This window comes from Corynebacterium lowii (assembly GCF_001412085.1).
GTDB classification, from domain to species: Bacteria; Actinomycetota; Actinomycetes; order Mycobacteriales; family Mycobacteriaceae; genus Corynebacterium; species Corynebacterium lowii.
In genome coordinates, this window is record NZ_LKEV01000004.1 from 79,117 (window position 1) to 92,397 (window position 13,281).

The window sequence follows — 13,281 nt, forward strand, 5'->3', positions numbered from 1 at the left end:
TAGGGGTAAGGGGGCGTCGATAAGCGCCCCTACCTGCTACTGCGAGCGGCGCGAGGCCAGGAATTGCTTGGTGGCCCCGATGATGCCCGGCAGTACGGAGAGGAACACGATGAGCAGGAAGATGGCCTCGATGTTCTCCCGGATAAAGGTGTATTGGCCCAGCCAGGCGCCCAGGAGGGTCACGCCGCCGCCCCAGAGTAGGCCGCCGATGATGTTATAGGTGATGAAAACGCGGTAACGCATTCCCGACATCCCCGCCACCAGCGGCGCATAGGTGCGCACGATAGGCACGAATCGGCAGATGATAACCGTGATGGGGCCGTGCTTTTCAAAGAAGTCGTGGGAGCGGCTGAGGTATTCCTGCTTGAAAAAGCGGCCATCGGGGCGATTATGCAGGGCGTGGCCGAAGCGCGAGCCGATGAAGTAACCTACCTGATCGCCCGCGATGGCGGCCAGCACGCACACCACGATGACCAGCCAGAGGGGGGCGAAGGGGTCGGGCTGCACGGAGAGCATGCCCGCGGTGAAAAGCAGGGAATCGCCAGGCAGGAGGGGGAAGAGCAGGCCGGATTCGATGAAAACGATGAGGGCCACGCCGGGGAGAATGAGGGAGCCGAAGGGGCCGGAGCCGCTGAGGAGGTACATGGGGTCCATCCAGTCCGGGCCCAGCGCCAGGGTGCTCACTGTATCTATCATGCTCCTTAGCGTAGGCGGGGCAAGGGTGAAGTGGGGAATGGCTGGGGAGCGGTGCCCGTATATTTTTGATTCTTTTTGCTTTGTGGGTTTTCTGTGGAGAATCCGTGGGCTTTTCGGTGGCGGCGGAGTAGGCTCGATATTGGCATAATCGGTAGGTAGGTCACGCGCCAGCGGCGTGTGCGACGATCACGACATCTGAGGAGTATTCATGCCTATTGCAACCCCTGAGGTTTATAACGAAATGCTCGATCGCGCAAAGAAGGAAGGCTTTGCCTACCCCGCGATCAACTGCACCTCGTCAGAAACGATCAACGCTGCGCTCAAGGGCTTTGCCGAGGCGGAGTCCGACGGCATCATTCAGTTCTCCACCGGCGGCGCGGAGTTCGGCTCCGGCCTGGGTGTGAAGAACAAGGTGGCCGGTGCCTGCGCCCTGGCTGCCTTTGCCCACGAGGCCGCCAAGCACTACGGCATCAACGTGGCCCTGCACACCGACCACTGCCAGAAGGAAGTGCTTGACGAGTACGTGCGTCCCCTGCTGGCTATCTCTCAGGAGCGCGTGGACCGCGGCGAGCTGCCGCTTTTCCAGTCCCACATGTGGGACGGCTCCGCCATTCAGATCGACGAGAACCTAGAGATCGCCCAGGAACTGCTGGCCAAGGCCAAGGCCGCCAACATCATCCTTGAGGTGGAGATCGGCGTCGTCGGCGGCGAGGAGGACGGCGTGCAGGCCAAGGCCGGCGCGAACCTCTACACCACGCCCGAGGACTTTGAAAAGACTATCGACGCCCTGGGCACCGGCGAGAACGGCCGCTACCTGCTCGCCGCCACCTTCGGCAACGTCCACGGCGTGTACAAGCCCGGCAACGTGAAGCTGCGCCCCGAGGTGCTGCTGGAGGGCCAGCAGGTGGCCCGCAAGAAGCTCGGCCTGGCGGACGACGCCCTGGCTTTCGACTTCGTGTTCCACGGCGGCTCCGGCTCCGAGAAGGAGAAGATCGAGGAGGCCCTGCGCTACGGCGTCATCAAGATGAACGTGGACACCGATACCCAGTACGCCTTCACCCGACCCGTGGCCGGCCACATGTTCTCCAACTACGACGGCGTGTTCAAGATCGACGGCGAGGTGGGCAACAAGAAGGTGTACGATCCCCGCTCCTACATGAAGAAGGCCGAGCAGTCCATGAGCGAGCGCGTGGTGGAGGCCTGCCAGGACCTTCACTCCGTGGGCACCTCCGTGACCAAGTAATACGCGGGGACTAAGTAACTCGCGGGCGCGCCTTGGGCGCGCGGCTATGGTAGAGGTCATGCCCAAGCAAAGAATGAGCACGCTAGCTCGGCTGCGGGTGGTGGATACATCACTCCACAGCCGGGCGCTGCGCGTGCGCAAGCGCGCATGGTTCATCGTGCAGTCCGCCGTGGCGGCGGGCCTGGCCTTCCTGGTGGCTCAGAAAGTATTTGGCCACCCGGTTCCCTTTTTCGCCCCCATCGCGGCGGTGATTATCCTCGGCCTCGAAGGCGGGGATCGCATGAAGCGCGCGGTGGAAATGTCGCTCGGCTGTATCGTCGGCGTGGCCCTGGGTGACCTCCTCTTTTATTACCTCGGTCCCGGAGCCTGGCAAATCTCTATTGCCGTGGCCACCTCTTTGCTGCTGGCTTCCTTTATCTCCAAATCGCAATTGGTGAATAACCAAGCCGCCATCGGCTCCATCCTCATTGCCACGATCATGCCGCCAGGCACGGTATCGGCCATGACGGGAACCGGCGGCACCGGCCGTGTGATCGACGCGATGGTGGGTTCCGCCGTGGGCCTCCTCGTGGTGGCCTTCATCCCCAACGATCCCCTCCAATCCGGGCGTCAAGAAGTATCCAACGTATTGGGTATCGCCTCCTCGGTGCTTCAAGACGTCTCTCAGGCCCTTAGAGAAGGGGACGTGGACAAGATTAAAACCGCGCTTTCCGCCGTGCGCGGCACTCAAAGCAACATCAACACCATGCTCTCCGCCGCCAAAGTAGGCCGCGAATCCACCACGCTTTCCCCGCTGCTGTGGAGCAACTGGCGCCGCGTGCGCAGCCTAGAGCGCCTACTTATTCCCGTGGACAACTCCATCCGCAACGTGCGCGTGCTCGCGCGCCGGGCGCAGGTGCTCACCGAGGACGGCGACGAGGTATCCCCCGAGCAGATCGAGATTATTGATGAGCTTTCCGACGTCGCCCTCCAACTCTGCGAGGTTTACGAGCGGCGCACGGCGGTGAACGAGGCCACGGAGATTCCCGTGCTGGTGAACCAACTGCGCCGCCTGGGCGGGCGGGCCACGATGGAGGTGGTAGAAGGGCGCGTGCTCTCTGCTTATGTAGTGCTTGCGCAATCGCGCTCTCTCATTGTGGACTTCTTGCAGATATGCGGTATGTCCCGTGAATCGGCGTTGGCGGTGCTGGCGCCCACCTCCTCCACTCCGGCGTATCCGCCGGAGGTGTGGGAGGAAGAATAGAGAACCAACCCTGCCGCAGCCCCTACCGATATTGGTGGGGGCTGACCTGCTTTCTTTGTAGAATCATGCGGGTATCTAAGAGATGGGTACCCTAGAAGAATATGACTCCCCTACTCATCACCCTCATCATCTCCCTCCCCCTCTGGCTCATCTTCGTGTTCTGGTATCAGCGCTACCGTCTCAATAAAAAGAAGAAGTACAAGGGCATGGGTGCAGATTGGCCGAATGAGTGGCTAGGCGGCAAGGGCACCCAGGAGATTCTGCGGGAGGATTCCACTTCTCAGGACTACGGCTCGCCCCTCCCACAACCGAGCAAAGGCGAAAGCAAAGAGAACTAAGGCCGCACAATCTGCATATCGCGCAGGTGCCGGTAAAAGGTCACGCGCTTCACGGGCCGCTTGGCACTAATCCCGTCCACGGTCACGCGGATATTCTCGCCGCCGGATTGCACGGCCCGCCCGGTGGTCAGCGTTTCCGGTGCTACTACGGCCTCGGGCTGCGGGGCGCGGCGTACAAGCCAGCGGGTGCCGGGGGAGTTCCATAGTCGTTCTACTCCGCGCGGTCCTACGCGGCGAGCTACCGCCGCGCCCAGGCCGGAGCCTTCTTGGGTGGCGGAAAGCGGGGTGCGCAGTTCCACGGCGGCCAGGCCTGGGGCGGTGGTCATGGGCACCAGTCGCGCTCCATAGTGCCCAAAGAGGGGGCGATTTTCCTCCCCGTGGAGGAGCAGGCGGTGATCGTCCACGATGATCTCCCCGGTGTATTCCGTATTTTCCCAGTGGCTCAGTGTGGCGGAACCGGCTACTACCAGGGCGGAATCGTTGCGAATGGTGGGGGTGGGCAGCGCCGGGGCTTCGGCGGCGAGGGCGAGGGCTTGGGCGGTGTCGTGAGGTAGCCCCCAGTTGGTCGCGGCGGTGGAGGTTCCCAGGGGCAAAAAGCCGAACTCTGCCCAGAGATAATCGGCGCGCATGGCGCGGGTGAGTACGGCGGAAAGGGCGGCGTCGGAACCGATCACCACGATGCGCAGGCGCTCGCTCAGGGCCTCAGCCTGTGGGGCGGGGCGGGGGGGGGGGGGGGGGGCGACGTCGGGTTGCGCGGCGATCTCGTCGAGCGTGGGGGTGGGATCGTGGGGGAGTGCTTGCTTAGCGGCGGCGTCGATAAGCTTTAATTCCTGGCGAGTGGGCACCTCGGAGAGTTGGTGAGCGCCCGCGCCGAGGGGCAGGCCGGTGGTGCCGCAGTGCAGGAAAAGGGTCCGCATGATTGCTTATCTTAGGATTGCGCCGGGCGGGTGGGTAGAATCTGGTTGTTATATGCGCGCCCAGGTGGTGCGCAGGAGTCTAATCTGCGGAAGTGTGATGCCAGTATGGCTGCGATTGTGATTGTCGGGGCTCAGTGGGGCGATGAGGGCAAGGGTAAAGCCACCGATATTTTGGGCGGCCGGGTGGATTATGTGGTCAAGCCCAACGGCGGCAATAACGCCGGGCACACCGTGGTGGTGGGCGGCGAAAAGTACGAGCTGAAACTGTTGCCCGCGGGTCTGCTCTCCGAGAACGCCGTGCCGGTGCTGGGCAACGGCGTGGTGATTAACCTTGAGGCCCTGTTTAGCGAGATTGATGGCCTGGAAGCGCGCGGTGCCGACGCCTCCCGCCTACGCATTTCCTCCAACGCACACCTGGTGGCCCCATACCACCAGGTGCTTGACCGCGTGCAGGAACGCTTCTTGGGCAAGCGCGCCATCGGCACCACCGGGCGTGGCATCGGGCCGACCTATGCGGACAAGGTATCCCGCGTGGGTATCCGCGTGCAGGACATCTTCGATGAATCCATCCTGCGCCAGAAGATCGAATCCGCGCTGGACGTGAAGAATCAGATTCTGGTGAAGATGTACAACCGCAGGGCTATCGACGCCGAGGAGATCGCCCAGTACTTCCTCTCCTACGCCGACCGGCTGCGCCCGATGGTGATTGAGGCGGAATATGAACTGAATAAGGCCCTCGACGAGGGCAAGCACGTGCTCATGGAGGGCGGTCAGGCCACCATGCTCGACGTGGACCACGGCACCTATCCCTTCGTGACCTCCTCGAACCCCACCGCGGGCGGGGCCTGCGTGGGTGCGGGCATTGGCCCCACCCGCATTACCTCCTCCCTGGGCATCATCAAGGCGTATACCACCCGCGTGGGTGCGGGTCCCTTCCCCACGGAGCTCTTCGATAAGTGGGGGGAGTACTTGCAGGTCACCGGCGGTGAGGTGGGGGTGAACACCGGCCGCAAGCGACGCTGCGGGTGGTACGACTCCGTGATCGCCCGCTACTCCGCGCGGGTGAATGGTTTTACTGATCTCTTCCTCACCAAGCTGGACGTGCTCACCGGCATCGGGGAGATTCCGCTGTGCGTGGCCTATGACGTGGACGGGGTGCGCTACGACGAAATGCCGCTGAGCCAATCTCAGTTCCACCACGCCGAGCCGATCTTTGAGACCATGCCCGCCTGGGATGAGGACATCTCCGAGTGCCGCACCTTTGAGGAGCTGCCGCAGCGCGCTCAGGATTACGTGAAGCGCCTAGAAGAGCTCTCCGGTGCCCGTATTTCCTACATCGGTGTGGGGCCGGGGCGCGATCAGACCATCGTGGTCCATGACGTACTAGAGGGGTAGATGGGGGTGATGGGGCTGGTGTGAAAACCTGGGAGGAGGGTGGGGATCCTGGGTTTCTGGTAGGTTCTGTGGAGAAAAGGCTCTATATACCAGCCCCTAATCCAGCTCAATATTCTCCTGAGAGGTACCACGGTGAATCTCCGCAGAATCGTTGCCGCCATCACGGCGGTTAGTACCCTTCCCCTCGCCCTCGTATCCATTCCAGCTCAGGCCGATGAGGCCCGGGCTGGTGGGGCCCTACCTGATGGGGCCGCGCAGCAAGTGGAATGGGGGCCGTGCCCCATCGGCGCCGTTGCCGATTCCGCCGCGCAATGCGCCACCTTCGAGGCGCCCAAGGATTATGCGCACCCGGAGGGCGAGAAAATCAGTCTCACCATGAGCAAAATCCCGGCCAAGGGACAATCGCGCGGTGTGATCGCGGGTAACCCCGGTGGGCCGGGCGGCTCCGCCCTGGGCATGTTCCGCGGGGACGATAACCTTCCGAACACCGTGAAACTCCCCGATTCTGTGCGCGAACACTACGACCTCGTGGCCGTGCAGCCGCGCGGGTTGCCCTGGGGCACGCCGTTGGAATGTATGCCGCCTGGGATGGGGGAGTTAGGGCTTGCGGAGGTCTCCTACGAACTCTGCGAGGTGCAGCAGCCGGGCTACGCGCGCACCGTGAACACGGAAAACACCGCGCGCGACCTCGAAGAAGCCCGCAAGATTCTGGGACAAGACCGCCTGAACCTCTATGGCGTTTCCTATGGCACCGTGCTCATGTCCACCTACGCCACCTTGTTCCCGCAGCACACGGGAAAGACGATGCTCGATTCCTCCATGAACCCCGATGACGTGTGGTTCCAGTTGGGTGCCAGCCGCAAGCAGGGGCGTATCGACGCCCTCAATGCCATGTTTGCCTGGATCGCCGAGCGTAACGGGGAGTACGGCCTGGGCGATACGCCGCTCAAGGTGTACAAGGCCTGGGTGGCGCGGGTTAATGAGCACACTGGGCTTTCTGCCGCTCCTCTTACCCCGCCTCCTGCTACCGAGGCGGATATTCCGGCAGGCAGCTCCGTGGGGGAGCTAGCGCTGAGCGGGGTAAATCTGAGTGAGCAGGTGCGCTGGCGTCTCCACCGGCTTCTGGCGCCGCTTGAAAGTACGAAACGCCTGGCGGAAGGGGAAGCGCTGGGGTTGGCATGGATACTCTTGGTGACTGACGGTGCCCTGTATAACCAGAACTCTTGGCCGCGCGTGGCGGAATCTCTGAAACAGAACGCCATCGTGGCCGACCCCTTGGAGCAGAATCTCATTGCTCGGGTGCAGGGCCTTGACGGAGAACAGCAAGCGGAGTTTGCGCAGGGAGTTTCGGAGCAAGGGAAGGGGACAAAGCACGTTGATAAAGCGGTGACATGCAATGAGAACCGCACCCCACTTGATGCCTCGCGCACGATTCCGGCGCTGGTAGAGACAGCGGCAGGAGACGTGATAAGGGCCAATGAGGACAACATTGCCTCGGGCCTGCACTGCGCCGGTTGGCCCGAACCCACCCCGCTGCTCTGGGCTAATGGAGACGCTCTGGAAACCAAGCCGCTCTTGGTGGGCTATGACCATGACAGCGCCACGACGGGTGAGGGAAACTACGCCATGCAGCGTGCGATGGGAGGCGAATTACACGTACTTCCCGGCTACAGTCACGGCGTGATGATCCGCAATCCCGAGGCGGTAGAAGAGCAGGTAGCCGCCTATTTCTCCTAGATGGCGTGCAGGCTGAGAGGTTCTATTTTTTAGAATCCTCAGCCCGCTATGAGCTATCGTGTAACGAATTACCTCCAAAAGTAGATACAGACTGTGAATGAGCCCCGGCGTGTGGTGCGCCTATAGGGGGTTAGGTTCACCCACGAAGATTGGATACCCGTATGAAGAAGAACATTGCTGCCCTGCGCGCGGCCGTCGTTGGTGCTGTTACGGCTCTGGGTATGGGCCTGGCAGCGGTTCCCGCAAGCGCAGCCCCGCTCGTTCCGCTGCCGGAATTGCCGGAACTGCCGGGCACCGTTGCTCAGACCACTCCCAACGGCAAGCAGATCGTTACTTTTGGCGATTCCTTCACCGCTCACGCCGGTAAGGGCGGGGCTCGTGGCGTGGAGCCGGCGCAGACCCCGTGGGCTGGTAAGTGCGCCACGGACCGCGAGAACTGGCCGAAGGTAGCTGGTGAGCACCTGGGCAAGACCGTGGGCGATTGGTCCTGCAATGGCATGAGCGTGGATATGGCCCTGTACTTGGAAATGGCGATCCAGTACGGTGACCTCGGCCCGGATACCGAGGAGGTCGTGATTATGTACGGCGGCCTGGACCCCTTCTACTGGGTAGATGGCGCTGTGCAGATGGTGAACCCCAGTGCGGTGAATAACGCCTCCGTGTTCCGCCAGTTCCTGATTCGCGTGCAGGATCGCATCAAGGAAGTGGCGCCGAAGGCTCGTCTCACCCTGTCCAGCTACCCGGAGTACATCTCCGGCGATACGTACTGCCCGGTGAACTTTGGCCCCGTGGCTACTCCGATCCCGGCTCCGGGTGCCACGGCGGTGCAAAACACCATGCGTGACACCGTGCGGGACGCCGCCGCAGGTATCGGCGCGAACTTCATTGACGTCTACGCGCAGTCCCTCGGCCACGGCACCTGCAACCCCGATCCCGAGCAGCGCTGGACCGTGGGCTTCATTGATAGCACCGCGCACACCATGCCCTCCCACCCCTCGAACGTGGGGCAGCGGGCGATGGGTGGCATCATCGCTCAGGGGCTGCGGGGCTAAAACCTCACGCTCTTAGTACGAGGCGCGTGCCGCAAGAGGCGGTGCGTGCCTCTTTTGTTGGCGGAGCACTGTTGAGGTTGTCGTGGCAAACTTCTTGGCTGGTTCCTCGCCGGGCACGAACGTGGTAAGCGCAGACCTCTTACGCAACATCTGCCACAAAAATCAACAAAAACCTCACTTGTGCGGTAATGTATACCCAGATTTAAGCGATACGTCTGCCCAAACCAGACAACGCTAGGCAACGGACAAGCATGTTTTCAGAAATGAGAATCCCGGTAGCATGAAGAAACTTTCCAGCAGCATGAAGGCAGCGGCGCTCACGGCGGCGTCGATAATGGCTCTTTCCCTGGGCACCCCGGCAGCGGGCGCGGCCCCCGTGCCCCCGCTATCCTCCTCCCCCTCCGCGCAGGACAATCACGGGCATGAGCTCGTGGTATTTGGTGATTCCTTTACGGCTCACGCGGGCAAGAATGGGGATCGCTGGCTGGAACCGGCGCGTGCCCCGCATATCCCTTCCTGCGCCACGGACAAGGAGAACTGGCCCAAACTGATCGGCCAGCAGACGGGTAAGAGCGTGGCGGATTGGTCCTGCAACGGCACCGGGCGTATCCCCGTGGTGGACCTGGTGAATTACGTGGAATCTGCCATTAGCCGCGGAGATTTGGGGCCGGGTACCCAGGACGTAGCCATCATGTACGGCGGCATGACTCCGCTGCAATGGGCGGACGTGCCCGTCGAGGCCGTCACCCCGCACGGCGTAGACTTCACGGCCTTCCGCACGGAGATGCGCGCGATCAAGGAACGCATCCGCGCGGTGGCACCGAACGCGCGAGTCACGATGTTGAGCTACCCGGAAATGCTCAGCGGTGATTTCTTCTGCCCCGCCAACATGGGCTCCGCGCAGGCTTCCTACCCCATTCCCGGTGGAAAGCTCCTTCAGGAGACCATGCGCGATAACATCCGCAGCACCGCGGGCTCCATTGGCGCGAACTTCATTGACGTTTACAGGCCTCCCTGGGGCATGGCATGTGCAACCCGGACCCCGCGCAGCGCTGGGTGGTGGGTTTCGTGGATGATTCCACGCACACCATGCCCATGCACCCCTCCAATGAGGGACAGCGCGGCATGGCTAACATCATTTCCTCCGCGCTGTACGGATAGGTGCTGTACGGATAGACAACAAGGGGTAAACAGCAAGGTTAAGTGGCAGGGGATACGCAGTTTCGCGGGCCAAGAGGTTGCGTGAATAGCGGCTGCACGTGCTAAGCGTCTCCCCGCTGCTCCAGAATGAGCAGCCGCGCAGGCTAAACAGCCGCGCAAGCCAAGCGGGTAGATAGAGCAGATAAGAGGCCCCCGCAGCAGGAGCGGAATCACACGCAAAAACCCCGTTATAGATACAGCAATGACGGTGAATAATTCTGCTCCCCTGCATAAGCGCCCTATCATGGAGCGCATGGTTAATCCGGAAAAAATCGGAACTCCGCATACCGCCTCGGCCACCAAGGTGATGTTGCTGGGCTCGGGCTATCTCAGCCGCGAACTCGCTATGTCCTTTCAACGCTTGGGGGTGGAGGTTCACGCGGTAGACCGGGTGCGCAACGCCCCGGCACAGCAGGTGGCGCACGTGGCTCACGCGGTGGACGTAACGGACGCCAAGGCCGTGACCGATCTCATCGCGCAGGTGCGCCCGGATTTCATCGTGCCCGAGGTGGAGCGGATCGCGGCGAACGTGCTCACCGCCGTGGAGGCCACGGAGCAGGCCACCGTGGTACCCAATGCCGCGGCGGTAGAGCTTTCCCTCAACCGCGAGGGCGTGCGCAAGCTCGCCGCCGAGGAATTGGGTCTGCCCACCACGAGCTATCAATTCGTTTCCGAGTTCACGGAGTTCGAGGTGGCCGTGGGGTCCATCGGCTACCCCTGCGTGGCTAAGCCGGATATTGGCGGCCCGGGGGCGCGTGACCACCGCATGATTCGCAGCGAGGAGGAGGTGGAGGAGGCCTGGCGCCACCTCACCGCCGAGGCTTCTTCCGCACCAGATACCGTCGACGCCGCCCATACCGCAGCCCCCGCCGATCGGGAGGGCCACCGCATCGTGGTGGAGCGGGTGATTGACTTTGATTACGAGGTCACCCTGGTGGCGGTGCGCTCCATCGACCCCGCCACGGGCAAACTCGCCACCTGGTTCTGCGAGCCCATCGGGTGCACGTACCAGGGCGGGGAATACACCGAGGCCTGGCAGCCCGCGCACCTGCCCGCTGCGGCATTGGATAATGCCCGTTCCGTGGCGGCGCGAGTATCCAACGCCCTGGGCGGACGCGGTGTTTTCAGTGTCAAGATGTTCGTGGCGGGGGAGGACGTCTACTTTTCCGAGGTGCTACCTCGCCCGCATTGCACCGGCCTGGTCACGCTGTGCTCCCAGCGTTTCTCCCAGTTCGATCTGCACGCCCGCGCGGTGTTGGGCTTGCCTATCGACGCCACCGTGGTTTCCCCCGGTGCCGCCGCCATGATTCTCAGCCCTGGGGAGATGGATTCTCCTCAGTATGGGGGCCTCGATCAGGCTTGCGCCGTGCCGGAGGCTACCGTGGAGTTCTTTGGTAAGCAGCGAGCCCGGAAGGGGCGCGTCATGGGGGTGGCTCTCGCCAGCGGAGAGACCACGGAGGCCGCGCGGGAAGCCGCGGCTCGGGCGGCGGGGGTAATCACTATTAGCTCAGTAGATTAGAGGCTTAATCTAAGGGGCATGAACGCACAGGATGCCCCGCTTGTTCTTGCGATTACCGCGTGCCCCACCGGTATTGCTCACACCTATATGGCGGCGGAAAAACTCCAAGAAGCCGCCGGTGAAGCCGGAATACGGATCAAAGTGGAAACGCACGGTTCCATTGGCGTGGAGGGTACTTTTACCCCCGCCGATATTGCCGCGGCCAGCGCCGTGCTCATCGCGGCGGACGTGGCAATTTCCAAGGACCGATTTGCCGGGAAGCGCGTACTTTCCACGGGGGTAGATGAGGCCATTAAGAGGCCCGGGGAATTATTAGATCGAGCCCAAGAGGTGCCGGTATTGGAGGGCGCCGCCCGCTCTGCTGATTCCCGCGAGGTGGCACAACCACGCTCCGGTGGGAAGGCTCATCTCCACACGATGTATCAGGCCTTGATGAATGGGGTATCGCACATGATCCCCTTCGTGGTCACCGGCGGGTTATTGCTGGCTGTGGCGCTTTCCGTGGGCGGCCAACCCACGGCGGAGGGCTTGGTGATCCCCGAGGGTTCTTTCTGGGCCACGGTGGAGCAATTGGGGGTACTGGCCTTTGGGCTCATGGTGCCGGTGCTTTCTGCTTATATCGCGGCGGGTATTGCGGATAGGCCGGGGCTCGCGCCGGGTTTTATCACGGGCATGGTGGCCGTGACGGGTTCGCTGTATGGCTCTGAGGCGGGGGCGGGCTTCATCGGCGGTATCATCACCGGCATTCTTTCCGGCTACGTGGCCCTGGGGATTAGGCGTATTCCGGTGAATAGGTTTGTGGCTCCTATTTGGCCCATTATCGTTATTCCTATTCTCACCAGTTTGATCGTGGGGTTGCTGTTTATTTATGTCATTGGGCATCCGGTGGCGGCGCTCTTTGAGGCTCTCACGGGCGCTCTGCAAGGTCTCGATGGTGGCTCCGCCATTGTGTTGGGTGCCGTCTTGGGTGCCATGATCGCTTTTGATATGGGCGGCCCTTTTAATAAGACGGCCTTCCTCTTTGGCGGCGGCCTTATCGCGGCGGGAAATCCCTACCCGATGGGTATGGTGGCCGCCGCCATCGCCGTGCCACCGCTGGCGGTGGGGGTGGCTACCTTGGTGCGGCGCAGCCGCTTTAGTGCCACCGAGCGGGAGGCCGGGGCGGCCTCCCTGGTGATGGGTTTCTTCGGCATCACCGAGGGCGCGATTCCCCTGGCTTCGGCCCGGCCCTTCCAGGTGATTCCCGCCAACGTATTGGGTGGTGCCGTGGCCGGAGCGCTGGCGGGCTGGTGGGCGGTGGCCGATCACGTCATGCACGGCGGCCCCATCGTGGCCCTGCTGGGCGCGGTGGACGGCGTGCCCTGGTTCTTCCTCGCCCTGGCGGCGGGTGTGGCGGTCACGGCCTGCACCATCGTCTTGGCCGTGGGGTGGAAGCAACCCCGCGAAGAAGGACTACTGAGCGAGCGGGCCGTGCTCGTGGACGCGCAGGCAGGCAGCCGCGAGCAGGTGATGGAATTGCTTATCGACGCCGCCGGTGATCGCATTAGCTCCCCCGAAGAGGTGATGCGCGCGGCGCAAGAGCGTGAGGAGAAAAGCACCACGGCGGTGGGGGATGGGGTGGCTATCCCGCATGCGCGTTGCGTCGGGGTGAGTGAACCCGTGCTGGCGATTGCTCGGTTGCGCGAGGGCGTGGAATGGGACGCCCCGGATGAAAAGCCCGTGCGCTTGGTCTTTTTGATCGCCGTCCCAGGCAATGCAGGCAAGCAGCATTTGAAGATTTTGGCGAGCATCGCTCGCACTCTGACCACCTCGGACTTCCGGGATCGTCTCTTTGCGGCGAAGAGTGCCAAGGAGATCGTGGAGCAGGTGGAGGGTGTTCTGCCCCCGAAAGAGGGGAGTACGACCACGGCCCTTGTGGACTCTTCTAGGCGGCCTTAATGT

The 13,281-nt window shown here is 62.6% G+C and carries 11 protein-coding genes; 9 read left to right on the plus strand and 2 right to left on the minus strand.

Going from position 1 to position 13,281, the window contains the following annotated elements; all coding sequences use genetic code 11:
- Positions 1-36 precede the first annotated feature (36 nt).
- Complete coding sequence (locus tag Clow_RS07080) at positions 37-696, minus strand: VTT domain-containing protein (protein WP_055178095.1); 660 nt, start codon at positions 694-696, stop codon at positions 37-39.
- 208 nt (positions 697-904) lie between these two features.
- On the opposite strand from Clow_RS07080, the gene fbaA reads away from it, so the two are divergent.
- From fbaA to Clow_RS07095, 3 genes are all read left to right on the plus strand, one after another.
- Entirely contained in the window at positions 905-1,939 is a 1,035-nt protein-coding gene (gene fbaA, locus Clow_RS07085) for a class II fructose-bisphosphate aldolase (RefSeq protein WP_055178096.1), read from the plus strand.
- A 58-nt stretch (positions 1,940-1,997) separates the two neighbouring features.
- Positions 1,998-3,182, plus strand: a complete 1,185-nt coding sequence (locus Clow_RS07090; RefSeq protein WP_055178097.1) for an FUSC family protein — start codon at positions 1,998-2,000, stop codon at positions 3,180-3,182.
- 101 nt (positions 3,183-3,283) lie between these two features.
- Entirely contained in the window at positions 3,284-3,520 is a 237-nt protein-coding gene (locus Clow_RS07095; protein ID WP_055178098.1) for a hypothetical protein, read from the plus strand.
- Here the strand turns inward: Clow_RS07095 and Clow_RS07100 are convergent.
- Positions 3,517-4,437 (minus strand): hypothetical protein, encoded by a 921-nt coding sequence (locus Clow_RS07100; RefSeq protein ID WP_055178099.1) that lies wholly within the window; start codon positions 4,435-4,437, stop codon positions 3,517-3,519. The two genes, Clow_RS07095 and Clow_RS07100, sit on opposite strands and share 4 nt — an antisense overlap.
- Before the next feature lie 105 nt (positions 4,438-4,542).
- Between Clow_RS07100 and Clow_RS07105 the strand changes: the two genes are divergently transcribed.
- The 6 genes from Clow_RS07105 (at position 4,543) to Clow_RS07130 (ending at position 13,278) form a co-directional block, all read left to right on the plus strand.
- Complete coding sequence (locus tag Clow_RS07105; protein ID WP_055178100.1) at positions 4,543-5,832, plus strand: adenylosuccinate synthase; 1,290 nt, start codon at positions 4,543-4,545, stop codon at positions 5,830-5,832.
- 132 nt (positions 5,833-5,964) lie between these two features.
- Positions 5,965-7,569: an alpha/beta fold hydrolase gene (locus Clow_RS07110; RefSeq protein WP_055178101.1), complete on the plus strand. Its 1,605-nt coding sequence runs from the start codon at positions 5,965-5,967 to the stop codon at positions 7,567-7,569.
- Between the two features lie 161 nt (positions 7,570-7,730).
- A complete protein-coding gene (locus tag Clow_RS07115; RefSeq protein ID WP_055178102.1) occupies positions 7,731-8,621 on the plus strand; it encodes a GDSL-type esterase/lipase family protein in 891 nt (296 codons plus the stop codon).
- Between the two features lie 280 nt (positions 8,622-8,901).
- The gene (locus Clow_RS07120) at positions 8,902-9,867 is read left to right on the plus strand and encodes an SGNH/GDSL hydrolase family protein (protein WP_055178103.1); all 966 of its coding nucleotides are present in this window, start codon (positions 8,902-8,904) and stop codon (positions 9,865-9,867) included.
- A 207-nt stretch (positions 9,868-10,074) separates the two neighbouring features.
- The gene (purT, locus tag Clow_RS07125; protein WP_055178213.1) at positions 10,075-11,340 is read left to right on the plus strand and encodes a formate-dependent phosphoribosylglycinamide formyltransferase; all 1,266 of its coding nucleotides are present in this window, start codon (positions 10,075-10,077) and stop codon (positions 11,338-11,340) included.
- Between the two features lie 18 nt (positions 11,341-11,358).
- Entirely contained in the window at positions 11,359-13,278 is a 1,920-nt protein-coding gene (locus tag Clow_RS07130) for a fructose-specific PTS transporter subunit EIIC (protein ID WP_055178104.1), read from the plus strand.
- Positions 13,279-13,281: the final 3 nt, after the last annotated feature.

Bases quoted from the DNA above. Each gene is read 5' to 3' on its own strand.
- Clow_RS07090 (WP_055178097.1), top strand. From the start codon at position 1,998: ATGCCCAAGCAAAGAATGAGCACGCTAGCTCGGCTGCGGGTGGTGGAT.
- Clow_RS07095 (WP_055178098.1), top strand. From the start codon at position 3,284: ATGACTCCCCTACTCATCACCCTCATCATCTCCCTCCCCCTCTGGCTC.
- purT (WP_055178213.1), top strand. From the start codon at position 10,075: ATGGTTAATCCGGAAAAAATCGGAACTCCGCATACCGCCTCGGCCACC.
- Clow_RS07100 (WP_055178099.1), bottom strand. From the start codon at position 4,437: ATGCGGACCCTTTTCCTGCACTGCGGCACCACCGGCCTGCCCCTCGGC.
- Clow_RS07115 (WP_055178102.1), top strand. From the start codon at position 7,731: ATGAAGAAGAACATTGCTGCCCTGCGCGCGGCCGTCGTTGGTGCTGTT.
- Clow_RS07105 (WP_055178100.1), top strand. From the start codon at position 4,543: ATGGCTGCGATTGTGATTGTCGGGGCTCAGTGGGGCGATGAGGGCAAG.
- Clow_RS07080 (WP_055178095.1), bottom strand. From the start codon at position 696: ATGATAGATACAGTGAGCACCCTGGCGCTGGGCCCGGACTGGATGGAC.
- fbaA (WP_055178096.1), top strand. From the start codon at position 905: ATGCCTATTGCAACCCCTGAGGTTTATAACGAAATGCTCGATCGCGCA.
- Clow_RS07130 (WP_055178104.1), top strand. From the start codon at position 11,359: ATGAACGCACAGGATGCCCCGCTTGTTCTTGCGATTACCGCGTGCCCC.
- Clow_RS07120 (WP_055178103.1), top strand. From the start codon at position 8,902: ATGAAGAAACTTTCCAGCAGCATGAAGGCAGCGGCGCTCACGGCGGCG.